The organism is Actinokineospora spheciospongiae (assembly GCF_003182415.1).
Taxonomy (GTDB): domain Bacteria; phylum Actinomycetota; class Actinomycetes; order Mycobacteriales; family Pseudonocardiaceae; genus Actinokineospora; species Actinokineospora spheciospongiae.
The window spans coordinates 50,565-75,749 of record NZ_QHCP01000013.1 but is presented as its reverse complement, the minus strand read 5'-3'; the positions used below and the strand labels follow the sequence as shown (position 1 = coordinate 75,749).

Below are 25,185 nucleotides of genomic sequence, written 5' to 3'. Positions count from 1 at the left end.
GGGGGCGGGGCGGGGAAAACCTCAGAGCGGGTCGTGGCCCCAGTTCAGCAGCGAGTACCGCCACGGGGTGTGCTCCACGTCGCCGTGCGGGCGCTGGGCGGTGTGGCGGTGCACGTAGCCCACGACCTTGCGCATGTGCGCGTAGTCCGCGTCGGACAGTTCGTCGTGCTTCGAGCGCAGGATGCGCACGATGTGCCGCCCGGACTGGTGCCCGGTGGACTCGCCGCCGCCGTCCTTGTCGCCCACCGACTTCGACTCGTCGGTGTCGAGCCACTTCTCCAGCCGCGCCGGGGTCACGTTGACCACGTCGTCGAACTCGGCCCTGACCTGCTTGCGCTCGTCGTCGTCCATGCCCCCGGGCTACCCACCGGCGGGCGCGGCTACCGTCCCGGTCAGGTGAACAGGTCCGGCGGCGGCACCGGGGCGGTCACGGGTTCGCCGTCGACCATCGGCCGCGCGGAGCCGGACAGCTCGCGCAGGTCCCGGTCGGTCACGCACCGGGCGGGGAAGGGCGCCGCCGCCGCGCGCCCGGCGACCTCCGCCACCGGCAGCGGCGCGGCGGACGCGGCGACCACCAGGTTGCTGAACCGCCGACCGCGCAGCACCGCGGGCTCCCCCACCAGCATCACCTCGGCGAACACGGCGCCCAGGGTGGCCAGCACCCGCCGCGCGTAGGGCAGGCCGGGCCCGTCGGTCACGTTCACCAGGCACACCCCGTCGGCCCGCAGCACGCGCGCCACCTCCGCCACCGACTCCACGGTCACCATCCCCTCCGGGACCACCGCCCGCACGAACGCGTCGAGGATGACCACGTCCCGCGACCCCGCCCCGGCGGCGGCCAGCGCGGGCCGCCCCTCCCCCACCACCACCTCCAGCCCCGGCACCCGGTCGAGCCCGAACTGCTCCACCGCCAGCGCCACCAACTCCGCGTCCGCGTCCACCAGCCCCTGCGCCGACCCGGGCCGGGTGGCGGCCAGGTAGCGCGCGAGCGTGCCCGCCCCACCACCGACGTGCAGCACGTCCAACGGCCCCCCGGGCAGGCAGTCGAGGACGTCGGCGATCCGGCGCATGTAGTCGAACTCCAGGTGCGCCGGATCGGCGAGGTCCACGTACGACTGCGCGATCCCCCCGACCGACAGCAGCCAGCCGTCGGCCCGGTCGAGGTCGCGCAGGATCTCGGCGGTGCCGAACCGCACCGGGTACCGCCCCTGCCGTGGAAACCGCTCGCTGCACACGCGCACAGCAGACCACACCCGCCGAGCGGGCGTCGTGTCGTGTGCGGAGAACCGGTGGGCAGGCGCCGAACGAGACCCGTCACCCCGCCCAGCACAACCGATCAGAGCAGGCGACGCGCGGTCAGGGAAGTTCCGGCTCGACCAGCTTCGCCGCGTCCAGCACCTTCGGGCACAGCAAGGCGGGCTCCATCGTCCCCCCAGTCCCGATCCCCGACACATCCACCCGCGACGGCGACCGTGAAGTTGTAGCTGTCCGCGATCGAACCTTTGTCGACCTTCCACTGACAGAGTCGCGCGATCCTCGTCTCATCGGGCTTGGCGGGGCCTGTCACGCCGAGCGCGGCCTTCGTCTCCGAGGTGAACAGAGCACACGGATCGATGGTGTCCGCGGAATCGCCGGACCCGGTCGGCCCCCCGACTCCGAGGTCGACCTGGTTGGGGTTGTCGACGGCTCGGGGTCACCCGAATCCACCACGCCGGGCACAGCACGCCCAGCAGTCTCGGTCGAACACCCGGTTGCCGCCGCGAACACCAGCACCGCGAAGACGACACAGGCGCGGATGCGCATCACGGATCAGCCCCCCCCCACGTGAGCCTGCTCGCAGCGTCCTCGTCGACTTCGCGGTAGTTCTCCATTGCCTGCTTGATGGCGACCTCGGCTTGGCTCAGTGACTTCGCCAGAGCATTGAGCCGGGTCAGGAGGCCCTGGGATCAACAGCCACCCGCTGGACGTACAACCTGCGCCGATGAGTTGGCGCACCTGGCGCGGGCCACCTGCCGGGGGCTTCTCCGGCAGGTGGCCCGCGGGTCCTCAGGGGTTCAGCACAGGACCTGGATCTTGCGCCCGATCCCGTTGCGGAACAGGTCGAGCGCGTGCGGGTACTCCGCCAGCGGCATCCGGTCGCTGATGAACACGTCCGGGTCGAGGACGCCTGCGGCGAACAGGTCGGCGGCGCGTTCGTAGGAGTGCAGGACCGCCATCGAGCCGGTGATGGTGATCTCCTGGTTGTAGATCTTGTACGGCTCTATCGTCACCCGGGTCGCGTAGTCGGAGACGCCGAACTGGAGGAACGTGCCGCCGGGGGCGACGCGACCGATGCCGTCCTGGATGGCCTTCTGGTTGCCGGTGGCGTCGATGACGACGTCCCAGCCGCGCGGGTTGTCCAGTTCGTCGGCGTTGACCCCGGTGGCGGAGACGCCGAGCTGCACGGCGGTCTTGAGCCGCTCCTCGTTGAGGTCGACCACGTCGATCGACGCCGCGCCGGTGAGCTTGCCCAGTTGCAGCATCATCAGGCCCATGGTGCCGGAGCCGTAGATGAGCACCCGGGCGGCCATCTGCGCGCGCAGGACGTCGTAGCCGCGGACCGCGCACGACAGCGGCTCGATGAGCGCGGCGTCCTCGGTGCGGATGTGGTCGGGCAGCTTCACGCAGTTGGCGACCGGGGCGACCGCGAACTCCGCGGCCCCGCCGGGCTTGGAGACCCCGATCGCGTTCCACCGCTCGCACAGGTTGTTGCGGCCCACCCGGCACATGCGGCACTCGTGGCAGTACAGCGACGGGTCGACCGCCACCCGGTCCCCCACCCGGACCTCGGTGACCTCCGCGCCGAGCGCCACGACCGTCCCGGCGAACTCGTGGCCGGGCACGATCGGCAGCGTGGGGGCGAACTCGCCCTGGAGGATGTGCAGGTCGGTGCCGCACAGGCCGCAGGCGGCGACGTCGACGACCACGTCGCGCGGACCCGGTGTCGGGTCGGGCACCTCGGTGACCTCGACCGCACCGACACCGGTGATGACCGCAGCCTTCATTTCACAGCTCCCAGTGACAGGCCCTGGACCAGCTTGTCCTGGGCGGCGAACCCGGCGATGAGGACCGGGAGGGACACGACCGTGGCCGCGGCGCACACCTTGGCCAGGAACAGGCCCTGGCTGGTGACGAAACCGGTCAGGTAGACCGGCGCGGTGCCCGCGACGACACCGGTGAGGACCCGGGCGAACAGCAGCTCGTTCCAGCTGAAGATGAAGCAGATCAGCGCGGTGGCCGCGATGCCGGGCATGGCCACCGGCGCCACGACGCGGCGCAGGGTGGTGAACAGCCCGGCCCCGTCGATCGCCGCGGCCTCCAGGATCTCCTTGGGGACCTCGGCGAGGAACGAGCGCATCAGCCACACCGCGATGGGCAGGTTCATCGAGGTGTAGAGCACGGTCAGGAACGAGATGTTGTCCAGCATCCCGCTGTACTGCGCGACCAGGTAGATCGGCAGCAGCGCGGCGACGACCGGCATCATCTTGGTGGACAGGAAGAAGAACAGGACGTCGGTCCACTTCTCCACCGGTTTGATGCTCAGCGCGTAGGCCGCCGGGATCGCCAGCAGCAGCACCAGGACCGTCGAGCCGATGCTCGCGCTGAAGGAGTTGATCAGCGGCGGCCACGGGCCCGCGCCGCCGGTGCCGCTGAAGAACTCCGCGTACCCGTCGAAGGTGAGCGGGGCGCCGAGCGAGGGCGGGTTGGTGGCGGCGTCGGGTTCGCTGTGCAGCGAGGTGAGAACCATCCACAGCACCGGGGCGACGAAGATCAGCCCGCAGATCCAGGCGACCAGACCCCAGGGGCGCCAGGCCTTCCGGGGCTTGTCCACGTGGGTGGACCGGGCGGCGGTGGCGGTGCTCATCGTGCCCCCTCGTTCTTGAACAGCGACGACACCGTGCGCAGCGCGAAGGTGGCGATGACGATCGAGCCGACCACCACGACCACGCCCGCCGCGGACGCCTGCCCGTAGTCGTGGGCCTGGTAGAAGGTCTGGTAGATCTGGTACGGCAGGTTCGCCGTGCCGAGCCCGCCGGAGGTGATGGTGAAGACCGCGTCGAAGTTCTGCACGACGTAGATCGACCCCAGCAGCCCGCCGAGTTCGAGGTACTGGCGCAGGTGCGGGAAGGTCAGGTACCGGAACACCTGGAACGCGCCCGCCCCGTCGATGGAAGCGGCCTCGACCACGTCCATCGGCCGCGATTGCAGGCCCGCCAGCAGGATCAGCATCATGAACGGCGTCCACTGCCACACCAGCGAGATGATGACCGCGGTGAGCGGCATGTCGCTGATCCACTCCGGCTGCGGCGCCTGGAAGCCGAAGAGGTTCCCCAGCCAGTTGAGCGCGCCGTTGAGCAGGCCGTAGTCGGGGTTGTAGAGCGCGTGCTTCCACAGCAGCGCCGCGGCGACGGGCACCACCAGGAAGGGCGCGATGAGCATGGTGCGCACCGCGCCCCGCCCGCGGAACTTCTGGTCGAGCAGCAGGGCCAGGCCGAGCCCGAGGACCAGGCTGACGATCACCACCACCGCGGTGAGGACCACCGTGGTGACCACCGAGTCGCGCAGCGCCGGGTCGGAGAAGACCGCGACGTAGTTGTCCACCCCCGCGAAGCCCCGGTTGTCCGGGTCCAGCGAGTTCCAGCGCAGCGTCGAGATCACCAGCGTGGCCAGGAACGGAAGCTGGGTGACCACGATCGTGAAGATCAGCGCGGGCAGCAGCGGTGCCCGGCGGACCCAGCGGGCGGCCCGGCCCGCGCCGGACCCGGGCCGCCCCTGCGCGCGGGGGCCGGTGCGGGTGGGCGGTGGTGCGGTGTCGATCGCCATGTCTGCCTCCCGATCCGCTCGGAGTTACTTGCCCGCGTACTTCGCGCCGACCTTGGTGGCCAGCTCCTGGCTCTGCGCCAGCGCGTCGTCCACGGAGGACGACCCGGCGATGGCCGCGCTGATCTTCTGCGAGACCTGGGTGCCGAGGTCGGTGAACTCCGGGATGCCGACGAACTGGATGCCCGGGGCGGGGCGCTTGGTGGTGCCGGGGTCGTCCGGCTTGGCGCCCTTGATGGCTTCCTCGACCTGCTTGGCGAACGCGCCGCCCTTGGCCAGGTAGTCCGGGTTGGCGTAGGTGGAGGCGCGCTTGCCGTCGGGGACCTTCGCCCAGCCCTCGGTCGTGCCGACCAGCTTCTCGTACTCCTTGCCCGAGGCCCAGGAGATGAACTTCCACGCGGCGTCGGTCTTCTTCGACGCCTTCTGCACGCCGAACGCCCAGGTGTAGAGCCACTGCGAGGCCTCGGTCCTGACCACCGGGGCCTGCGCGTAGGCCAGCTTGCCCTTGACCGGGGAGTTGTCGGCCTCCAACTGGCCCGCCGCGGAGGTCGCGTCGTACCACATGGCGGTCTTGCTCTGGGTCATGGAGTTCAGGCACTCGGCGAACCCGGCCTGCGCCGCACCGGGTTCACCGTGCGCGCGCACCAGGTCGACGTAGAACTTGGTGGCCTCGGCGAACTCGGGGGCGTTGACCTTCGCCTGCCAGTCCTCGGCGAACCAGGTGCCGCCGAAGGTGTTGACCACGGTGGTCAGCGGGGCCATCAGCTCGCCCCAGCCCGGCTGCCCGCGCAGGCAGATGCCCTTCATGCCCGGCTGCGCCCCGTCGACCTGGGCGGCGATGTCGGCCACCTGCTGCCAGGTCGGCTTCTCCGGCATGGTGATGCCCTTGGCGTCCAGGACGTCCTTGCGGTACATCAGCATCGAGGCCTCGCCGTAGAACGGCTCGGCGTAGACCTTGCCGTCCGCCGCGGTGAGCGACTTGCTGATGGGCTCGAGGATGTCGGCCTGGTCGAAGGCGGGGTCGCCCTTGATGTGGTCGTCGAGCGGGGCCAGCCACTGGTTCTTGGCGTAGATAGGCGTCTCGTAGTTGGAGATCGTCGCCACGTCGTACTGCCCGGCCTGGCTGGAGAAGTCCTGGCTGATCTTGTCCCGGACGTCGTTCTCCGGCAGCACGGTGAAGTTCACCTTGATGCCGGTCTGCTTGGTGAAGTTGTCGGTGGTCAGCTTCTGCAGGTCCACCATCTGCGGGTTGTTCACCATCAGCACGTTGATCGACTGGGCGTCGTCGGACGACCCCCCGCCCCCGGCGCCGCTGCACGCGGCGACCACCAGTCCGGCCGTGGACAGAGCCGCGGCCACCCGCAGGTGAGACCTCATCGTCTTCCCTTCCTCGCGGCCGCGCGCGGCCGTCCTCCACCGGGGCCGCCACCGCGGGCGGCCCTGGACAGTTGTGGTTCTCGCGTCGTGGGGACTAGGTCCGCAGCACCCGGGGACCCAGCGCCGCGTACCGGTGCGCCTCGGCGACGGGCAGCGACGAGTCGGTCACGATGGCCTCCAGGTCGGGCACGGTGGCGAACCGGCTGAAGCTGGCCACGCCGAACTTCGTGTGCACGCCGACGAACACCCGCCGCCGCGACACCCTGACCGCCTGCGCCTTCACCGCCCCGACCACCGGGTCCGGGGTGGTCAGCCCGTGTTCGCGGGAGATCCCGTTGGCACCGATGTAGGCCAGGTCGATCACCATCTCCCCGAGCATCGCCACCGCCCAGTGCTCCACGGTGGCCAGCGTCCGCCCGCGCACCCGCCCACCGAGCATCAGCACGGTGGTCAACGGCGAGGTCGACAGGCTCGCCGCGGTCGGCAGCGAAGCGGTCACGACGGTCAGCGGCCGATCCGTCGGCAACGCCTCGGCCACCAACTGCGGCGTGAACCCCTCGTCCACGAAGATCGTCTCCGCGTCGTCGAGCCGTTCCGCCGCCACCTGCGCGATCCGCCGCTTCTCCGCCACCTTCGACGAGGCCCGGGAGGCCAACCCGGTCTCGAACCCGGCGCTCTCCACCGGCAGCGCCCCACCGTGGGTACGCCGCACCAACCCGTGCTCGTGCAGCAGCCGCAGGTCCCGGCGCACCGTTTCCGGCGCCACCTCGAACTCGGCCGCCATGTCCATCACGTCGACCCGCCCGTCGGTGCGGGCCCGGGCCAGGATTCGGCGCTTGCGCTCCTCGGCCTGCACGTGCACCTCCCGCTCCCGGACGGCCCCGGCGGACGCCCTGTCTGATCGGACACCGGAGTGCCCGCTCGGGCACCGTCAATGAGTAACACCGACCTGACGCCCGAACAACCCGCGCACCACCCGGTCGTGGAACCGAGTGGTGCCCGTTTCACACCACCCACGTCTGGCCCACCAGCGGGGTTCAGCGGAGTGACCGGAGCCACACGCCCGGTTGCTGTTGCCCGAATGCCCGTTTGCCGCAGGCACGCCCGGGCGCACACGGATCGTCACCGGTCCCTTGGGCCATTCGCGCACCCCTGCCCGCCCACAGGCGGGCGAGCAGGGGTTGACAGAAGATATGCGCGCATATTGTATGTACGCATGACTTCCTTCGAGTACGAGCACTCCGCCACCACCACCGCCCCCGCCGCCGCCGTCTGGGCGTTGTGGGCCGACACGACCACGTGGCCGACCTGGGACGCGGGCATGGAGAATGTGTCCGTGGACGGCGACTTCACCGTGGGCACCAGCGGCACCATGACCATCACCGGTCAGCCGCCGATCCCGTTCACCCTGACCGAGGTCGAGCCGAACGCGCGGTTCGCCGACGTCACCGAGATCCCCGGCGCGACCCTGCGCTTCACCCACACCCTGACCCCGACCGGCACGGGCACCGAGATCAGCCACCGGGTCACCATCGAGGGTCCCGCCGCGCAGGAGCTGGGGCCGGTCGTGACCGCCGGGGTGCCCGCCGCGCTGGCGAAGCTGGCGTCGTTGGCCGAGGAGTCCAGCCTGGTATGACCACACCGCGTCCGGATTGGGTCGCCCCGGAGCAGAGTGCCGGATTTCTGCTCTGGCGGGTGACGCTCGCCTGGCAGCGGGCCATGCGCGCCGCGCTGGCGCGGCACGAGCTGACCCACGTGCAGTTCGTGCTGCTGGCGAGCCTGCTCTGGCTGGAGTCGCGCGGCGACCCGCCCAGCCAGCAGCGGCTCGCGGACTTCGTGGGGATCGACCCCATGATGGCCAGCCAGGTGCTGCGCAAGCTCGCCGACCGGGGTCTGCTGGTCCGCGAGGTGGACCCGGCGGACAGCAGAGCCCGCCTGCTCAAGCTGACCACGGTCGGCCGGGCGCTGGCGGCGGTGGCCCTGACCGACGTGGAGAAGGCGGACGCCGAGTACTTCGGCGTCCTGGGTGGGGACCGCGCGGACTTCGTGCGGTCGCTGTCCGCCCTGTCGTCGTTCGCGCAGCGCTGACGAGGGCACGAGGGAAGATCACCGCAGAAGCGTGGGCGCTGACGACGGCGGGCCGATGCGGGTCCGGTCCGGGTCGCACCCGGCGGGGCGCTCCCGGCGCCGGTGGCGTGGCCGATGCGGAGGCCCGGCCCCCGGACCGCGCGAGCGGACCGACCCCGCCGACCGGTACGAGATGGACCGGTGCGAGGACGAGACGAGCGCGGCCACCCCCGGGGTCGGGGGTGGCCGCGCTCGCGTCCGGTGCCCGTGCGGGCGCGATCAGCCGGAGAAGGCCGCCTTCTTGGCCTTGCCGCCGCCGCCCTTGGGCTTGGCGGCGTGCGCCTCCTCGAAGGCCTCGACGACCGCGGACGGGATGCGGCCGCGCTCGGAGATCTCGTGGCCGTTCTGCCTGGCCCAGTCGCGGATGGCCTTGGTCTGCTCCTTGGAGCGCCCCTCGCCCGCGGCCTTGACCGGGCTGGACGCGGCGGCCGAGCGCTTGACGCGCCCGCCGGTGCGGCGCGCGGCCTCGATGAACTCGGCCAACTCGTCGCGCAGTCGGCTCGCGTTCGATTCGTTCAGGTCGATCTCGTAGCGCACCCCGTCGAGGCTGAACTCGACGGAGCGGATGTCGTCACCGGTCGAACCGTCCAGGTCGTCGAAGAGCTGGACAATTGTCTTCTGAGCCATGGGGGGCACCTCGTGTGAGCATGGTTGTTGCTTGTGGACGGGAAGTTAGCAGCAAGAAGCATTCGACGGAAAGCTGACCCGCCGAAAAAGATACGGTTCGTCCACCATCCGGCAACTCACACCCGGTCGTGTTCGACTGATTTACCACCCGGGACCACCCCTGGGCCGGATAGGGGTACCTTGACGCGCCCTCGGGCTTTGTCCGGCTCCCGCCCACACAGGGAGCCCACCGGGGGAAAGCAGCCGCTTTCCCTTTCGCGCACGCGATATCCGCCACCGGCGATTAAACCCCATTGCCCACGCGGGCGCAACGCGGCAGGTGAACCGGCGGAAACAGGACGTGGACGGCTCGGGGCAGGTCAGACCCCCGACCCGGCGCAGGTCCCACTTCGGGCGGCCGAACCGGCACCGCGGAACCACGCCGACCGTACCGGCGGGTATCGGATCGGCGGATGCCGGTGGGCGAGACCCGTGCGAGCACCGCGCCGGACCGAGAAGTGGGAATGGGAAGCGGTGCCACCGCCTCGCCCGCACCCCGCCGAGCGCACCGCGCCCACGGCCATACCACCCCGCTTTATCACCGCGCGACAGCCCGCCTTCCTGGTCGATTTCCCGGGCAGTTCGGCGGAAAGTGTCGGTTCCCGGACGCAGCGTCGCCCGCGCGCCCCGGTGGGAACGCCAATGAGCCGGGTGCGAAATCAGGCGGCCACCCGTACGCGGACGTGACCGGAACCGCACGCGCGGGACGTGGCCGCGGCGGAGGTGTTCCCGGGCGCGTTGTTCTCCGGCGACTCCAGCGGCGAAGGGGGATCGGCTCGCGGAGCGGCGATCGGGTGGCCGAGCCGGTGCCCGCGCATTCCGGAACGCCCGCTCGACGGCACGGACGCGGTGACGAGCGGGCGGGGAAGGGACTTCGACGGCGATCCGGGGCCGGACCGCGCGGCCCGGCCCCGGGTGGTCGTCAATCGGTGACGGCGCCCAGGGTGTTCCAGAACAGCAGCTCGTAGTTCTGCAGCAGGCGGCCGTAGCCCATGGCGCGCTCCTCGGTCCACCCGTCGTCCAGGGCCTGCTGGAGCGCCACGACGTACCGGGCCTCCAGCTCGGGGACGGGGGTGGCGAAGAAGTCGAAGAACGCGGTGCCGGTCTCGTCGAAGCCGTAGTGCTCGCGCAGGCCCGCGGAGATCGACGCGCAGTAGCCGCCCCACGCGGCGAAGTTGGCCAGGATGGCCAGCAGGGCGTCGCGCGGGTTGCCGTTGAGGGCCAGCCAGGCGAGGTAGGACGGGTAGGCCTGGCAGCCCGCGCGCGGCTCGGTGGGGGCGTCGGGGTCGAGGCCCGCGGCGGTGGCGAAGTCGCGCAGCCTGGCCAGGGCCACACCCTCGCCACCGGCCAGCGCGGAGAAGACGTCGCGGGCGGCGGGGTCGACGGCCTGGGCGGCCAGGGTCAGGAAGGTGCGCCAGTCGCTGGGGACGATGCGCAGCTCCTCCTCGGCCAGCGCGCGCAGCGCCGCGAGCGGCGCGGCGCCGGAGGCCACCCGGGGGACGAACAGGTTCTCGTGCTCCCCCGGGAGCAGCTCCCGCTGCGCCCGGGCCAGCAGTTCACTCGCGGATCGCGTCATCGCATTCCCTTCGGCGGAAACCGGGCGCCTGCGGACCACCCGGGCACCACGAAGCGTAGATCAACGGCGGTGGCACGACGCCGACCAGGCATCGACCGACACGAGAGGTCTAAACCAAAAATAATGGTCTAGACCTTGACTCGCCCAACCCCGGTCAGCTTGAGTAATCCTCACCACACGGTGGGTCACCGTGCCCACCACGTGCCGGTCCGTCCACGAAACGGAGTGATCACGTGTCGAGAACCCGCTTCCTCGCCCTCCTGTCCGCCCTCGCCGCCGCCGCGGGCCTCGCCGTCGCTGGCGCGGGCCCGGCCACCGCGGCCGACTGCGCCGCGCCATGGAACCCGGGCACCGTCTACGTCGGCGGCAACACCGCCTCGCACAACGGGCACAACTGGTCCGCGAAGTGGTGGACGCAGGGGGAGACCCCCGGCTCCGCGCAGGTCTGGGCCGACGCGGGCGGCTGCGGCGGCACGACCCCGCCGGACAACCCCTCCGGGTTCGTGGTCGGCGAGCAGCAGTTCAACTCGATGTTCCCCAGCCGGAACCCCTTCTACACCTACGCGGGGTTGACCGCGGCCATCAGCGCCTACCCCGGCTTCGCCAACACCGGCGACGACACCACGAAGCGCCGCGAGGCGGCGGCCTTCCTGGCCAACGTCAACCACGAGACCGGCGGCCTGGTGTACGTCAAGGAGATCAACGAGGCGAACTACCCGCACTACTGCGACGCGACCCAGCCCTACGGCTGCCCGGCGGGCCAGGCCGCCTACTACGGCCGCGGACCGATCCAGCTCTCGTGGAACTTCAACTACAAGGCGGCGGGCGACGCCCTGGGCATCGACCTGCTGCGCAACCCGTACCTGGTGGAGCGCGACTCGGCCGTGGCCTGGAAGACCGGCCTCTGGTACTGGAACACCCAGTCCGGCCCCGGCACCATGACCCCGCACAACGCCATGGTCACCGGCGCGGGCTTCGGCGAGACCATCCGCAGCATCAACGGCGCCCTGGAGTGCAACGGCGGCAACCCCGCCCAGGTCCAGAGCCGCATCGACGCCTACCGCAGGTTCACCGCGGCCCTGGGCACGACGCCGGGCAACAACCTCGGCTGCTGACACGCGCGCGTTGTGACGATTGAGTGACGGGGCCCGCGGCGCACGCGCCGCGGGCCCCGTCGTCCGCGGCGTTCCGACCAGGACCGTTTGCACGTCCTTTGTGGAGTGAGTGACCACCGCGACGGTTTCCGCTGTTCGCCACCGGGCAACAATGTTGGTACTAATGGAAATTGCCGCCGACTCCCGGAAGGAGACACCCATGACCGTCTTCGACAGCTCCTGGCGGGGGTACCACCGGGGTCAGGTGGACCGAGCCATCGGCGAACTCCGCGCCGCCGCCGCCGAGCACCAGCGCGCCGGGCAGCGCCTCGGTGCGGAGCTGACCACCCTGCGCGAGGAGAACCAACTCCTGCGCGGCCGCCTCGCCCGGATCAGGCGGGCACCGCTGTCGGCGGAGTCGCTGACCGAGCGGCTGACGGGCATGGTCGAGATCGCCAGGGAGGAAGCCGAGGAGATCGTCGCCCGCGCCTCGGCCGAGGCGGCGGACATCCGCGGCCGGGTCCGCGCGGAGGACGAGCACGCCCGCCGGGAACGCGCCCGCCTGGACGCGCGGGCCGCCGCGGCCCGCGACGCGGAGTTCTCCGACGAGCGGGCGGCCCTGGTCGCCGAGCGCGAGGCGCTGATCGCCGACCGTGCCCGCACCACCGCTGAGCTGGCCGAACTCCGCACCGAGACCACCGCCGAGCTGGCGGAGCTGCGCACCCGGACCACCTCGGAGATGGCCGAACTGCGCACCCGCACCCAGGCCGAACTGACCGCGGACCGCCTCCGCACCGAGACCGAGCTCACCGAGCTGCGCACCCGCACCGAGGCCGAACTGGCCGCCGACCGCCTCCGCACCGAGACCGAGCTGGCCGAGCTGCGCGCGAGCACGGAGGCGGAGCTGACCCGGCTCCGGCAGGCCACCGACGCCGACCTCGCCGCGGCGCGCGCGGAAACCGCCGCCGACAGCGAGCAGACCAGCGCGGACCTGGTCCGGGCCAGGGAGCGGACCGACGCCGAGCTGGCCCGCACGCGCGAGCGGGTCGAGGCCGAGTTGGCCGAACTCCGCGCCCGCACCGGGGCGGACCTGACCGCCGAGCGCGAGCGGGTGGCCGAGGAGATGGCCGAACTGCGCGTGCGGCTGGCCGCCGAACTCGACGTCGAGCGCGCCCGCACCACCGCTGAGCTGGCCGAACGCACCGCCGCCACCGAACGCGAGTGCGCCGCGATGACCGAGGGCGCCCGGGAGCGGGCCAACCGCGTGCTCGCCGCCGCCCGCGCCGAGTTCGCCGAGCTGGTGGACCGCAAGCGCCGGGTCCACGCGCAGCTCGTGGCCAGCCTGGCCACCGTCCGCGAAGCGGGCCTGGACCTCCTCTCGGACCCGGTGCCCACCCCGACCACCTCCTCCCGCACCCCGCCCGCCCCGGTGGACGACGACGACCCGGACCGCACCCTCCCCCGCATCCCGGTCACCGCGGGAGCCTGACCGGCACCACTTCCCGCTGACCCGCGCGGGTGAACCGAGACCCGCGCGGGCAGTCCCCGCCACCCCGCGACCACACCCCCGCGCCGCCCGGCGAGCCCGCGCTCCGACAGCAGGCCCGCGCCGACATGAACAGCGGGCAAACCCGCTCCTGCCCACGTCACGGGCACCCGCCCGCCCCCGTCAGGCTGACCTGCGGGTTCACCGCAGACCAGGTCCACGCAGCCCTCCCGGCCACCGCCCGCACCGGGTGAGAGCACGGGGCAGCGGCTTTCCGCCCCGTATCCTCGGCAGGCGGTCATCGTTGTGCGGTTGTGCCATGATGTTGGGCCGAACGGGCGATGAGTCGGATACCGATGGTTCCCGCGCGGACCCCACCCGATGCGGCATGATCGCTGTCTGCCGACACAGCGCGACGGCCGGGCGGGCCGGAGCGGGATGAGCGTCCGGGGTGATGGAGACGGAGAACGGCGCGGGCGACCGGGGAGGCACCCGGCCCGACAACGGGACCGGCACCGCGCGCGGTGCCTGGCTGGTGTACCTGCTGGCAGGGTTCGCGCTGGTCGTCGTGTACTACCTCACACCCGTCCGCGCCGACGGCTTCCCCGTCCGGGTCGTGCTCTACAGCCTGCTGAGCGGGTCGGCGGCCGTGGCGGTGGGCGTGGGGGCGGCCCGGGCGCGGCGCGGGGACCGGTTGCCGTGGGCGCTCATCGCGGTGAGCCAGGCCACCTACTTCACCGCCGACGCGGTCTTCTACGTCTCGCACTACACCTTCGGGATCACCGCGTTCCCGTCCTGGGCGGACGTGTTCTACCTGGGGCACTACCTGCCCGCCGCGCTCGGGTTGCTGCTGCTCATCCGCAGGCGGGCGCCGGGGCGCGACCTGCCGGGGCTGCTCGACGCGGGGACGCTGGCCGTGGTCGCGGCGATGCTGTCGTGGGTGTACCTGATCGGCCCGCAGAGCAGGCGGGACGCGCCGGTGCTGGTCGAGCTGGCCTCGGTCGGGTACCCGGTGATGGACCTGGTGCTGCTGACCGTCGCGCTCGGGCTGCTGCTGGGCGCGGGCGCCCGGCCGAAGGCGTTCTTCCTGCTGGTCGGGTGGCTGGCGCTGATCCTCACCGCCGACACGATCTACGTGGCGCAGCAGGTGACCGGCACCTACGCGGCGGGCAACTACCTGGACGCGATCTGGCTCACCGGCAACCTCCTGCTCGGGGCCAGCGCGCTGCACCCGACGATGGGGCGGGTCAGCGAGCGGGCCCAGGTGCACGAGGGGCCGCTGAACCCGATCCGGATCGCGCTGCTGTCCGGGGTGGCGCTGCTGGCCCCCGCGGTGCTGCTGGCGCAGTACTTCTCCGGCGCGCTGCGCGACATCCCGGTGGTGGCCGGGGCCTGCGCACTGCTGTTCCTGCTGACCATCACCCGGCTGGCGATCCTGGTGTCCGACCAGCGCAGGCTGGCCATCACCGACGTGCTCACCGGCCTGCACACCCGGCGCTTCTTCGAGGCGCAGCTACCGCTGGAGATGGCCAGGGCCCGCCGCTCGGGCGGGTCGGTGGCGGTGCTCATCGTGGACGTGGACCACTTCAAGTCCATCAACGACCGCTACGGGCACCCGGCGGGCGACGGGGTGCTGGTGGAGATCGCCGCCCGGCTGCGCTCGACCGTGCGCGGCGGCGAGGTGCTGGTCCGCTACGGCGGCGAGGAGTTCGCCCTGATCGTGCCCAACGCCGAGCTGGACTCGCTGGCGGTGCTGGCCGACCGGCTGCGCGAGCAGGTGGCCAGCGCCCCGATCGTGGTGACCCAGCAGCGGTGGGTGGCGGTCACCGTCTCCATCGGCACCGCGCGCTACCCCACCCACGGCACCAGCCCGGCCGAGCTGGTGGCCATCGCCGACCGCGCCCTCTACAGCGCCAAGGCCGCGGGCCGCGACCGGGTGGTGGTGGCCAGCGACAGCAACCCCGAGGTGCCCGAGGAGCAGGAGCGGCCGGAGCCGCACGGCACCGACTACCTGCACCTGGTGGCCGACGCGGTCGACGACCTGCTCGACGACCACGGGCACAGCCGGGCGGTGGCCAGGTGGGCGCGGATGCTGGCGCACGAGTTCGGCTACGACTCCGACCTGGTCCGCCGCACCGAGCTGGCCGGGCGGCTGCACGACGTGGGCAAGATCCTGCTGCCGCGCTCGGTGCTGGTGAAGCCGGGGCGGCTCGACGAGGACGAGTGGGAGCTGGTGCGCAAGCACCCCGAGCACGGGTTCCGGATGACCTCGCTGCTGCCGGGGCACCTGGGGGTGGCGCACGTGATCCGCCAGCACCACGAGCGGTGGGACGGGCGCGGCTACCCCGACCGGATGGCCGGGCGCGACATCCGGGTCGAGGCCCGGATCGTGGCGGTGTGCGACTCCTGGGCGGCGATGCGGTCGCAGCGGCCGTACCAGGCGGCGCTGTCGGCCGACCAGGCCCGCGAGGAGATCCGCGCCGCCCGGGGCACCCAGTTCGACCCGGACGTCGCCGACCTGTTCCTGCGGCTGCACGACCGCGGCGCCATCGCCGACCTGCACCTGGTGCACCGCGGCCCCTCCTGAGGTGTCGGCGGTGCCGGGGTGTTCGATCCCGGTGCCGGTGTCGGGCGCGACCACCCGCTCGGACTCCCCCAGCCGCCCGACTCGCGCAGTCGAGTGGCCCCCGGTCCGACCCCGGGTGGGATCAGGGTGATCTCCGGGTTCTCCCAGGAGGTGGGAACACCCGCCCGCGCGGCAGGGTGTGCGCCCATGGCGACGAAGAGATGGCGACACCTGCTCGTGTGGCTGCACGTGCTCACCTCGGTCGGTTGGATGGCGCAGGCGCTGAGCCTGTTCGTCCTGCTGTCCGCGAGCGAGGCGACCGACGACCGGGCGGTGCGGATCGCGGCCACCACCATGGCCGAGAAGCTCGACCTGGCCCTGCTGGCGCCGATGGCGAACGCGTCGGCGATGACCGGCATCGTGCTGGCGGCGGCCACCTCGTGGGGCTTCTTCCGGCACTGGTGGGTGGCGGCGAAGTTCGCCATCACCCTGATCCAGTTGTATATCGGGATATTCGTGCTATCCGGAAAGCTGCACGCGGCCGTCGACGCGGCCGCGGCGGGCACCCCGGCCCCGCCCGCGCTGCTGGTCGGGCCCGCGCTCATGGCGGGCGCGATCGCCTTGCAGGCCTGGCTGTCGGTGGCCAAACCGCGCGGGCGCGTGCCCGGCGGGCGCGGGGCCGCCCCGGGCACGGCACCGACCTGGGTGTTCGCGCTCGCCTGCGCCGTGGTCCCCGCCGACATCGCGATCGCGACTGTGCTGGGTAACCCGATGCCGCTACTGTCGTTGGTCACGGTGGTGGTCGCGGTCGGCAGGCGGGCCGCCGCGTCCTCAGTGGACCCAGTGGCACCGGCTCCGGCGTGAGCTGGTCCACACTGGACGACAACCCCGAGGAGACCTCGGGAACTCGCAGGTCGGAGGATATGTGGCGCAAATGGGAAATCTCCGACCGATAGGGGTCGCGCACGGCGACGCCGGGCCCTGGTACCCAGTACGATCGGAGAACCATGGCTAAGGACGGGACCAAGGGTCAAACCAGGGACCACAGCGGCGGCGGCGACCCGGCGCGGAGCCTGGCGCTGCTGTGGCGGGACCAGAAGCGCCCCGCGCGCAGCGGCAGGCGCGACCTCAGCGTCGACCGGATCGTCGCGGCGGCCATCGAGGTCGCCGACGCCGACGGCGTGGTGGCCCTGTCCATGCGCCGGGTGGCCGACTCCCTCGGCGTGGGCACGATGTCGCTCTACACCTACGTGCCGGGCAAGGCCGAGCTGATCGACCTGATGCTCGACACCGTCTACGCCGAGACCGACAAGCCCGAGCACGTGCCGGGCGGCTGGCGGGCGCGGCTGGAGCAGGTGGCCAAGGAGAACTGGGCGCTGTTCCACCGGCACCCGTGGATGCTGCAACTGGGCATCACCCGGCCGCCGCTGGGCCCCAACGTCATGGTCAAGTACGACTACGAGCTGCGCGCCGTCGCCGACATCGGCCTGGGCGAGATCGAGATGGACACGGTGCTCAACCTGGTGGTCGGCCACGCGGAGAACACCGCGCGCCGGGCGCTCGACGCCCGCCAGGTGCAGAAGGACACCGGCCTGACCGACGTCGAGTGGTGGCAGGCCAACGGCCAGGCGCTCGCCGCCCTCATCGACTTCGCCAGCTACCCCACGGCCGCCGCCGTCGGCGAGGCGGTCGGCACCGCGTACGGCTCGGCCTACGACGCCACCCACAACTTCGACTTCGGCCTCCAACGCATCCTCGACGGCGTCGAGGCCCTGCTCGCCACCCGCAAAACCCCCACCGGCGACTGATCCGGCCACCCGGTCCACTGTGTCCGGTGCGCGGCGGGCCCGGTGCGCGGCGGCTCACCCACCGGCCTGAGTGGAGACGACCGGTCCTGACCCGGAATCCTCGGGACAGGACCGGTCTCCCTCCGGCGCCTCGGGTCCGGTCCGCTGTGAGCGGAATGAGCCGAGGGTGAAATCCGCTGCGCACCACCCCCGATGCCCACCACGATGACCCGGTGAGCGAACCGGGGTCCAGCGGCGACGTCGTCGACTTCCACCACCGGTACCGGCGCGGGTACTCCCCGTCGCTGGTGGAGGCGGTGTGCGTGGAGTTCGACCTGACCGACCGCGACAGCGCGGTGGACCTCGGCTGCGGAACCGGCCAGTTGACCCGCCCGCTCACCCGGCGGCTCCGGGTCGTCCTGGGGGTCGACCCGGAGCCGGACGTGGTGGTCGCCGTCAGGGCAACGACCACCGAGGACACCGCGCCCACGGGCAGCGCCGGTGGCTGTCCGAGGAGTTGTCCACAGGCTCACCGCCGGAGGCCGCGGAATGTCGGTGGTCGTCGGTAAGCTTGAGTCGGAAATGGCGCGCGGGGGCGGACGACATCCTCTGGGCCCTCGGCTCCGATGCCGACCTGCCGGTACTGGCCCAGGTGCTCGGCCCGGCCACGGTCGGCGCACTGACCGTGACACACGCCCTGCACCGGATGGACCACGACCGCCTCTTCGCCGAGGCCCACACCCAGCTCCGCCCCGGCAGCGGCGGCGCGGCAGCGGCGGCGGCAGCGCGGCGGCGCGGCAGCGGCGGCGGCAGCGCGGCGGCGCGGCAGCGGCGGCGGCAGCGCGGCGGCGCGGCAGCGGCGGCGGCAGCGCGGCGGCGGCGGCGCGGCGGCGGCGGTGGTGGCGCGGCGGCGGCGGCGCGGCGGCGGCGGTGGTGGCGCGGCGGCGGCGGCGCGGCGGCGGCGGCGCGGCGGCGGCGGCGCGGCGGCGGCGGCGCGGCGGCGGCGGCGCGGCGGCGGCGGCGCGGCGGCGGCGGTGGGCGGTGGGCGGTTCACGGAGTGGGTGCCGGTTCCGGCGCTGTTCGCGCGGGCGGACTACCGTGGCCGGGTGACCACCGCACACCCCCCACTGCGCTTGCGCGTCTTCACCGAACCCCAGCAGGGCGCGGACTACGCGGACCTGCTCGCCGTGGCCCGCCGGGCCGAGGACGCCGGTTACGACGCGTTCTTCCGGTCCGACCACTACCTGCCGATGGGTGGCGCCGACGGCCTGCCCGGTCCCACCGACGCGTGGATCACCTTGGCCGGGTTGGCGCGCGAGACGGGCAGCATCCGGCTGGGCACCCTGATGACGGCCATCACCTTCCGCCTGCCGGGTCCGCTGGCGATCTCGGTGGCCCAGGTCGACCGGATGTCCGGTGGACGCGTTGAATTCGGCGTCGGCAGTGGGTGGTACGGCGACGAGCACACCGCCTACGGCATTCCGTTCCCGGACCTGGGTGAGCGGTTCGAGCGCTACGCCGAGCAACTGGCCGTCATCACCGGGTTGTGGCGCACGCCGGACGGGGAGCGGTTCTCCTTCCGGGGCAAGCACTACGAGCTGACCGATTCGCCCGCCCTGCCCAAGCCGGCCCAGCGGCCCGGCCCGCCGGTGATCATCGGCGGCTTCGGGGCGCGCAGCACACCACGGCTGGCCGCGAAGTACGCCGATGAGTTCAACCTGCCGTTCGCGGGGATCGACGCGTGCGTCGAGCAGTTCGCGCGGGTGGACGCCGCCTGCGCCGCCGTGGGGCGGGGGCCGTTGGAGCGTTCGGTGGCGCAGGTGGTCTGCGTGGGGCGCGACGAGGCGGAGTTCGTCCGGCGTGCGGCCGCGATCGGGCGGGAACCCGGGGAGCTGCGGGAGAACGGGGTGGCGGGGACGGTCGGGGAGGTCGTGGACAAGATCGGCCGCTGGCGGGAGGCCACGGCGATCAGCAAGCTGTACCTGCAGTTCTTGGACCTGTCCGACCTCGAGCATCTTGACCTGGTTGCCGCTGAGGTGGCGCCGCAACTCTGAGCAGGCTGGGCGCGGTTCACCAGGCGGTTCGGCGTGGCTCCGAGCGGGTCGGTTCGCCGGACTGGTCCGGCACGGACCTGCCCTGCCCAGGCGCCGCCGATCACCGGGGTTGGTGGGCGGATTCGCCACCGGGTGCGTGTTCGGAGCCCGGGATCTGCGTGGCGCCCGGGCGGGTGGCCGCTGCGCCGGTTGGCCTCGGAGCGGTGGGTGGGCAAGCCGGTTTCGGGTTGACCGATGGCCACACCGGGTTGCGTTCGAGCGGTTGGCGAGCAGGCCGCCGGTTTCGGGTTGGTCGATGGCCACACCGGGTTGCGTTCGAGCGGCGATGGGCGAGCCGCCGGTTTCGGGGTTGGCCGGTGGCTACACCGGGTTGCGTTCGGGCAGTGATGGGCGGGCCGCCGGTTTGAGGGGTTGGTCGGTGTCCGCGCTGGCTTGCGGGTGGTGGACGGGCATGTGGCCAGGTGGTCGGCCACTGCGCCGATGGTGTCCAGCGCGGCGGGCAGCCCGCACGCTTCTGCTCATCCCCGCTCAATACCAAATCAGCGTTATGAAACTTCCGTGACAAAATTTGAAGATCTTTTAGTGACGGAGAATGTTCACCTTGTCACAGTCAGTGAGAACGACCTACTCTCACTTTCGGTAGCCCGGCGCGCGGGATTCACCGGTTCCACCTGTGTGTTCAACCCCTGCATCACTCGTCTGTTCACTCAGTGTCGAGGAGGACCTGCCAGTGACGACCACTTTGGCCAAGGCGAAGCGCGCGGTGACCGGCGGCGGCATCGTCGCCGTGCTCACCGCTCTCGCCCTCACGCTTCTCGGGACCAGCAACGCCTTCGCCGTCGACAAGAGCCTCACCTTCTCCGGTTCGTTCCCGCTGATCGGCACGCAGAGCGTGGCGACGGTGACCCACGTGAACGTGCCCGCGTCGGTCAAGCGCGGGACGACGGTGACGGTGCCGTTCAGCATCGACGTCAACGCGGGTCAGACGGCGGCCGACGGCCTGCGGCTGGTCGGTGCCACCCAGATCTCGGGCACCATCACGGCGTCGGTGTCGGTCAAGGCCAGCAACAACACCGTGTACAACGTGCCGGTTTCCCTGCCCATCGGCGCGACCCCGGTCCCGGCGACGGGTCCGCTGACGTTCACGGCTTCCGGCTCGGTGGCCTTCGCCCTCCCGGCGAGCGCCGCCACGGGTCCGGCCACCGTGTCGGTCAACCCGAACGCGTCGTCGCACATCGTCACCAACAGCGCCCTGGGCACGTTCGACGTGGCCCTGACGCTGAGCCCGGCCTCCCAGAACACGACCCTGGGGACCAGCAACATCACCAGCTGACGACAGCCCGGGTCGACGAGGACCCGGGACGGCACGGCGAGAGTGCGTGATTCCGATGGGGACGGCGGGCGTGGGGGACCACGCCCGCCGTTTCCCGTCGGAGGCGGGGCGGCTACTGCGGGAGGCGGAACCTGATGGGAGGCCACGGGTTCTGCGCCCGGGCCGCCCGCACCCGGGCCAGGAACCGCGACACCTCCGGGTACTCGCCCTCGGCTTCCAGGTAGTACGCCTCGGCTTCGTCGAAGGCGCCGCGCTGTTCGGACATCTGGCCCAGGTAGCCCACCGCCCGCAGCCTGCCCGCGTCGGCGGCGGAGAGGAAGAGGAGTTGGGCGCTGAAGGTGTCGGTCTTGCGGAGGCGGACGCCCAGTTCCTCCACCGCGTCCGACCTGCCCAGCCGGTGGGCCAGTTCGCACCACTCGCCCAGGGCGACGCGGCCCTTGCGGTCGTTGGCGAAGTGGCCGTAGACCAGCAGGGCGTCCATCAGGCCGGTGTTGGCGGCGCGGCGCAGCCAGTGCTCGGCCTCGTCGTGGCGGCCGGGGCGGTTGAGGAGCATCCCGAGCAGGATCATGGCGTCCGAGCGGGGGCAGGAGAACTCCAGGAAGTCGCCCGCCACCACGCCGGGGCGGGCTGAGCCCGCGGGCACCTCCAGGGGCAGGCCGTCGGTCAGCGGCAGCAGTTCGACCTCCAGGCGGTTGCCCTCGATCACCTTGCGCAGCCACCGGTCGGCCTCACCGCGTTCGCCGCGTTCGATGAGCCTGCGGCCCAGGGCGACCATGGTCTCGGCGTTGCCCGCGTGCGCGCCCCGGCGGGCCCACAGCTCCATCGAGTCGACGTCGCCGGTTTCGCGGTAGAGCTGCACCAGGTGCCCGGCGGCGTCGGCGTTGCCCGCCTCCACCGCGCGCACCAGCCACGGGATGGCCTCGGAGGCCCGGCGCGGCGGGGAGACGTCGGTGCCGCCGCGGAAGAGCATGGCGCCGACGAGGCTCCAGACCGCCGGGTCGGCCGAGGAGTCGGCCCAGCGGACGAGGATGCGGCGGCCGATGTCCTCCTGCTTGGCCCGGTGCGCGGCGAGTCCGACCAGGGGCAGGTCGGTTGGCGCCAAGTGGCGCAGCAGCACCTCCCACACCGATTCCGGCACCGGTGCCTCGGCCCCGTCGACGAGGTAGTCGAAGGCCTCGAAGGTGTCGTCGGGGCGGGTGAGCAGGCAGCCGCCGGTGCCGCGCACCGGTTGGGTGGCCCAGGCCAGCCCGGCGTCGAAGGCGGCCGGGCCGATGGGGGCGTTGTCGAGGTAGTGCCCGTACAGCTCGGCGAGGACCTTGCGGGAGACCGGGGTGGTGCACCCGGCCCGCTTGACGTCGACGGCCGCGGCGACGATCGCGGCGCCGGTGAGGGCGGTGACGTCGTCGGAGTCGAAGCCGCGGTGCCAGCGGGCGGCGGTGGAGCGGCCCGCGCACAGGCGTTCGGGCAGGGCGTCGTCCTCGCTGCGGTCGAGGGCGTCGGCGATGCGCGGGTCGGTGCGCAGGGTCTCGGCGCGGTCGAGTTCGGCGGCGGAGAAGGCGCGGCGCAGGGTGACGGTGGTGGCCGGGCCGAGGACGTCGGCGGCGCGGCGGGCCAGTTCGGCCTCGGCCTGCGAACCGGCGGCGGTGAGGGTGAGCCTGGCCCGGGAGCGCAGCGTGGCGAGCAGGAGCACGTCGGTGCGACCGGCGGGGACCAGGCGGGTCAGCAGGTCCTGGTCGAGGCCGCCGGGGACGAGGAAGCGCTCCAGGTCGTCGAGCCAGACGACGGTGTCGGTGGGGGCCGGGTCGGTGCCCGCCCAGGCGCGCAGGTCGGCGGCGTCGCGGGGCTGGACGAGGGTGCGGTCGGGCAGGGTGCGGCGGGCGGCCTCGGCGGCGGTGCGGGTCTTGCCGGAGGCCGAGTCGCCCTCGACGACGACCAGGCCGCCGTCGACGAGCAGGGCGTCGAGTTCGGGGTCGACGTCGCGGGGCACGTACGGCGGTGGGCCCGCGGCGGCGCCGGGCGCGGGCGCGGCGGGGTGCGCCCCGAGCTGCTCGGGGCCGAGGTCGCGCACCCGCGGCCCCCGACCGCGCCTGCCGAGGCGCCTCAAGCCCCGCATCCCGCCCCTCCTCGTCGACTCGCCCACCACACCGTCACACCCGCTCCCGCCCTGTCCCATCGTGGGAGCAACGGGGCGGGGACACCACCCCCAGACGGGCGGGCGCGGGCGCTCGGGCTGAATCGTTATTCGACCGGGCGCGGCGCACCGGTCCGGTCGCCGGATCGTACGCACCCCCGGTCGCCGGGGGTGGTCGGACCGCCGTCCGGCGGTACGGTGATCGGGAACCGCGGCGGACCGGGGAAGGGACTTGGCGATGATCGACGCGCACACCCCGGATGCGGAGCACCCGGGCACCGGGGGCGTGGCGGGCGCCGACCCGGCCGCGGGCGATCCGCGGGTGCTGGTGGTGACCGTGCCCGCGGACAGCACCCGGTTGCCCGCCCTGCGCAGGCGGCTGGGCCGGTGGTTGGACGGGCGCGGGGTGACCGGGCCGCTGCGCGAGGACGTGGTGCTCGCCGCGGACGAGGCCGTCGCCAACTCGGTGGAGCACGGCTACCGCGAGCGGCTCGGCGGTCTGGTCGGGGTGACGGTGACGGTGCTGGAGGAGTCGGTGACGCTGGTGGTCGTCGACCACGGCGCCTGGAAGCCGCCCGCGCCCGACCGGGAGGACGCGCGGGGCTGGGGGCTGAGGATGGTGGCGGCCCTGGCGGAGCGGCTCGACGTGGTGCACGCCAACGGGAGGACCACCGTCACAGCGCACTTCCGGCGGGACGCCGGGTGCAGGGGTTAGGCTGGGGGCTCGGGATCGGTTGAGCAACCAGCCGCCCGGTGGCGATATCCACCGCGCGATGGAGGGGCTCCCATGCGTACCAACCTGCTCACCACCCGTGTCCTGCGGGTCGGCCACGCCGAGCAGGACGTCGTCTTCCGCGCCACCGGTGAGGTGGACCTCAACACCGGTGCGGAGTTGGACGCCGAACTGGCCGAACTCGCCGCGCAACCGGGCGTGACCGGCGTGGTGTGCGACCTGACGGGGGTCGGGTTCTTCGGTTCGGTCGGGTTGACCGTGCTGCTCGCCGCGTGCGACCGCGGCCGGTTCGTGGTCGTCGCGGGCCCGGGCACGGCCGCCCACCGGACCCTGCAGGTGTCGGGGGTGCTGGAGGCGCTGCCCGTGGTCGACACGGTGGCGGACGGGTTGCTCGCCCTGGCGCGGTGAAGTCGGGGTTTGACCAGGGGGCGGGCCGGGAAGCCGGGGGTCATGTTTCCCGCGGAGAACCTGCGTGACTGGGTCGGTTACGACATCGTCGACCCCGACGGCAAGACCATCGGCTCGCTGGAGGCGGTGTACGTCGACACCATCACCGACGAGCCGAGTTTCCTCACGGTGAAGGTGGGGTTCATCGGCAAGCACCGGTTGGCCTTCGCCCCGGCGGTGGGGGCGACGGTGGCGCCGAAGTTCATCCGGGTGCGCTTCCCCAAGGACCTGGTGAAGAACTCGCCGTCGATCGACACCGACGGCGAACTGCTGGCGGCCGACGAGCCCAGGCTGTTCGCGCACTTCGACCTGGACTACGGCTCCGGTGTGGAGCGCAGGCTCGCCCGCCGCTGACCGGTTTCCCGAGGCGGCCTCGCGGGAGAGTCGACCGGGGTCCGGCCTCTATGGACGCCCGCGCCCGGCCAGCACGCGCCGCAGGTACTCGTCGGTGGGCACGGAGCGGTTGTGCTCCAGTTCCACCTCGACCGGCGGCGGGTAGGGCTCCCAGCCGCTGATCAGCGCTCGGACCACGACGCCGTCGAGGCGCAGCGCGGCGCTGTCGCCGCGGGCGACCGGGACGTGGATGGGGCGCATGGTGGCCTGGTTCATGCCGATCACCAGGCCGTTGCCGAGCACCCAGCCGCGGGTCTCGCCCGGTGTGTTCTGCGCGCGGAAGCGGATGCGCACGCCGTCGGCGGTGTCGCGGACCTCCCCGCGCGGCAGCTTCTCCACCCGCTCCACGGGCAGGGGGATCGGCAGCAGGCCCGCGGTGAAGGCGGCTGCTGGGAAGTCTCGAACGGACTGTTCGATGCTGGACAGCGCCTCGGGTTCCACCAGGCGGCGGCGTTCGGCGTCGCGCGCCAGCCAGCGGGGCCAGCCCAGGGGGTCCAGCAGCGGGCTGCGGTCGGTCACGGCGCGATCCTACGGTCGTCCGCGCGTTTCCCGGGC

At 72.5% G+C, this 25,185-nt stretch carries 24 protein-coding genes; 13 read left to right on the top strand and 11 right to left on the bottom strand.

Annotated elements, in window-relative coordinates; all coding sequences use genetic code 11:
* Positions 1-21: 21 nt before the first annotated feature.
* From DFQ13_RS27575 to DFQ13_RS27545, 7 genes are all read right to left on the bottom strand, one after another.
* The gene (locus tag DFQ13_RS27575) at positions 22-351 is read right to left on the bottom strand and encodes a DUF3140 domain-containing protein (RefSeq protein ID WP_035289559.1); all 330 of its coding nucleotides are present in this window, start codon (positions 349-351) and stop codon (positions 22-24) included.
* A gap of 41 nt (positions 352-392) precedes the next feature.
* Positions 393-1,196 (bottom strand): spermidine synthase, encoded by an 804-nt coding sequence (locus DFQ13_RS27570; RefSeq protein WP_233438598.1) that lies wholly within the window; start codon positions 1,194-1,196, stop codon positions 393-395.
* Between the two features lie 858 nt (positions 1,197-2,054).
* Positions 2,055-3,044: a zinc-dependent alcohol dehydrogenase family protein gene (locus DFQ13_RS27565; protein ID WP_110081886.1), complete on the bottom strand. Its 990-nt coding sequence runs from the start codon at positions 3,042-3,044 to the stop codon at positions 2,055-2,057.
* On the bottom strand, positions 3,041-3,904 hold the full coding sequence (locus tag DFQ13_RS27560) for a carbohydrate ABC transporter permease (protein ID WP_110081885.1): 864 nt from the start codon (positions 3,902-3,904) through the stop codon (positions 3,041-3,043). The genes DFQ13_RS27565 and DFQ13_RS27560 overlap by 4 nt, the downstream gene beginning before the upstream one ends.
* Entirely contained in the window at positions 3,901-4,863 is a 963-nt protein-coding gene (locus tag DFQ13_RS27555) for a carbohydrate ABC transporter permease (RefSeq protein ID WP_110081884.1), read from the bottom strand. The genes DFQ13_RS27560 and DFQ13_RS27555 overlap by 4 nt, the downstream gene beginning before the upstream one ends.
* Positions 4,864-4,887: 24 nt before the next feature.
* Complete coding sequence (locus tag DFQ13_RS27550; RefSeq protein ID WP_110081883.1) at positions 4,888-6,237, bottom strand: ABC transporter substrate-binding protein; 1,350 nt, start codon at positions 6,235-6,237, stop codon at positions 4,888-4,890.
* Positions 6,238-6,331: 94 nt separating this feature from the next.
* Entirely contained in the window at positions 6,332-7,099 is a 768-nt protein-coding gene (locus tag DFQ13_RS27545) for a DeoR/GlpR family DNA-binding transcription regulator (protein ID WP_233427829.1), read from the bottom strand.
* A 354-nt stretch (positions 7,100-7,453) separates the two neighbouring features.
* Between DFQ13_RS27545 and DFQ13_RS27540 the strand changes: the two genes are divergently transcribed.
* Entirely contained in the window at positions 7,454-7,873 is a 420-nt protein-coding gene (locus tag DFQ13_RS27540; protein ID WP_110081882.1) for an SRPBCC family protein, read from the top strand.
* Positions 7,870-8,325 (top strand): MarR family winged helix-turn-helix transcriptional regulator, encoded by a 456-nt coding sequence (locus DFQ13_RS27535; RefSeq protein WP_110081881.1) that lies wholly within the window; start codon positions 7,870-7,872, stop codon positions 8,323-8,325. Before DFQ13_RS27540 ends, DFQ13_RS27535 begins: the two co-directional genes overlap by 4 nt.
* A 258-nt stretch (positions 8,326-8,583) precedes the next feature.
* On the opposite strand, the gene DFQ13_RS27530 is transcribed toward DFQ13_RS27535, so the two are convergent.
* Both DFQ13_RS27530 and DFQ13_RS27525 read right to left on the bottom strand, forming a co-directional pair.
* Positions 8,584-8,991, bottom strand: coding sequence for a histone-like nucleoid-structuring protein Lsr2 (locus DFQ13_RS27530; protein ID WP_110081880.1), 408 nt, complete (start codon positions 8,989-8,991; stop codon positions 8,584-8,586).
* 961 nt (positions 8,992-9,952) lie between these two features.
* Positions 9,953-10,606, bottom strand: a complete 654-nt coding sequence (locus DFQ13_RS27525) for a thiaminase II/PqqC family protein (RefSeq protein WP_110081879.1) — start codon at positions 10,604-10,606, stop codon at positions 9,953-9,955.
* 233 nt (positions 10,607-10,839) lie between these two features.
* Between DFQ13_RS27525 and DFQ13_RS27520 the strand changes: the two genes are divergently transcribed.
* From DFQ13_RS27520 to DFQ13_RS27485, 8 genes are all read left to right on the top strand, one after another.
* The gene (locus tag DFQ13_RS27520) at positions 10,840-11,721 is read left to right on the top strand and encodes a glycoside hydrolase family 19 protein (RefSeq protein ID WP_035278105.1); all 882 of its coding nucleotides are present in this window, start codon (positions 10,840-10,842) and stop codon (positions 11,719-11,721) included.
* A 199-nt stretch (positions 11,722-11,920) separates the two neighbouring features.
* Positions 11,921-13,189, top strand: a complete 1,269-nt coding sequence (locus DFQ13_RS27515) for a DivIVA domain-containing protein (protein ID WP_181400172.1) — start codon at positions 11,921-11,923, stop codon at positions 13,187-13,189.
* A gap of 451 nt (positions 13,190-13,640) precedes the next feature.
* Positions 13,641-15,773 carry a bifunctional diguanylate cyclase/phosphohydrolase gene (locus DFQ13_RS27510; RefSeq protein ID WP_110081877.1) on the top strand — a complete coding sequence of 711 codons (2,133 nt, stop codon included), beginning with the start codon at positions 13,641-13,643 and terminating at the stop codon, positions 15,771-15,773.
* A gap of 186 nt (positions 15,774-15,959) precedes the next feature.
* Positions 15,960-16,616 (top strand): hypothetical protein, encoded by a 657-nt coding sequence (locus tag DFQ13_RS27505; protein ID WP_035278110.1) that lies wholly within the window; start codon positions 15,960-15,962, stop codon positions 16,614-16,616.
* 143 nt (positions 16,617-16,759) lie between these two features.
* Positions 16,760-17,560 carry a TetR/AcrR family transcriptional regulator gene (locus DFQ13_RS27500; protein WP_035278113.1) on the top strand — a complete coding sequence of 267 codons (801 nt, stop codon included), beginning with the start codon at positions 16,760-16,762 and terminating at the stop codon, positions 17,558-17,560.
* A 212-nt stretch (positions 17,561-17,772) separates the two neighbouring features.
* Complete coding sequence (locus DFQ13_RS27495) at positions 17,773-18,108, top strand: methyltransferase domain-containing protein (RefSeq protein ID WP_110081876.1); 336 nt, start codon at positions 17,773-17,775, stop codon at positions 18,106-18,108.
* Between the two features lie 558 nt (positions 18,109-18,666).
* Positions 18,667-19,593 (top strand): LLM class F420-dependent oxidoreductase, encoded by a 927-nt coding sequence (locus DFQ13_RS27490; protein ID WP_110081948.1) that lies wholly within the window; start codon positions 18,667-18,669, stop codon positions 19,591-19,593.
* A 730-nt stretch (positions 19,594-20,323) separates the two neighbouring features.
* Positions 20,324-20,926 carry a DUF6801 domain-containing protein gene (locus DFQ13_RS27485; RefSeq protein ID WP_052020462.1) on the top strand — a complete coding sequence of 201 codons (603 nt, stop codon included), beginning with the start codon at positions 20,324-20,326 and terminating at the stop codon, positions 20,924-20,926.
* Between the two features lie 112 nt (positions 20,927-21,038).
* Here the strand turns inward: DFQ13_RS27485 and DFQ13_RS27480 are convergent, their stop codons facing one another.
* Entirely contained in the window at positions 21,039-23,039 is a 2,001-nt protein-coding gene (locus DFQ13_RS27480; protein ID WP_146241373.1) for an SEL1-like repeat protein, read from the bottom strand.
* A gap of 256 nt (positions 23,040-23,295) precedes the next feature.
* On the opposite strand from DFQ13_RS27480, the gene DFQ13_RS27475 reads away from it, so the two are divergent.
* The 3 genes from DFQ13_RS27475 to DFQ13_RS27465 all read left to right on the top strand — a co-directional run bounded on the left by DFQ13_RS27475 (position 23,296) and on the right by DFQ13_RS27465 (position 24,591).
* Positions 23,296-23,772 carry an ATP-binding protein gene (locus DFQ13_RS27475; RefSeq protein WP_110081874.1) on the top strand — a complete coding sequence of 159 codons (477 nt, stop codon included), beginning with the start codon at positions 23,296-23,298 and terminating at the stop codon, positions 23,770-23,772.
* A gap of 72 nt (positions 23,773-23,844) precedes the next feature.
* Positions 23,845-24,198, top strand: coding sequence for an anti-sigma factor antagonist (locus tag DFQ13_RS27470; protein ID WP_052020466.1), 354 nt, complete (start codon positions 23,845-23,847; stop codon positions 24,196-24,198).
* 9 nt (positions 24,199-24,207) lie between these two features.
* The gene (locus DFQ13_RS27465; RefSeq protein WP_233438597.1) at positions 24,208-24,591 is read left to right on the top strand and encodes a PRC-barrel domain-containing protein; all 384 of its coding nucleotides are present in this window, start codon (positions 24,208-24,210) and stop codon (positions 24,589-24,591) included.
* 48 nt (positions 24,592-24,639) lie between these two features.
* Here DFQ13_RS27465 and DFQ13_RS27460 read toward each other — a convergent pair whose 3' ends face one another.
* Positions 24,640-25,149, bottom strand: a complete 510-nt coding sequence (locus DFQ13_RS27460; protein WP_110081873.1) for a hypothetical protein — start codon at positions 25,147-25,149, stop codon at positions 24,640-24,642.
* Positions 25,150-25,185: the final 36 nt, after the last annotated feature.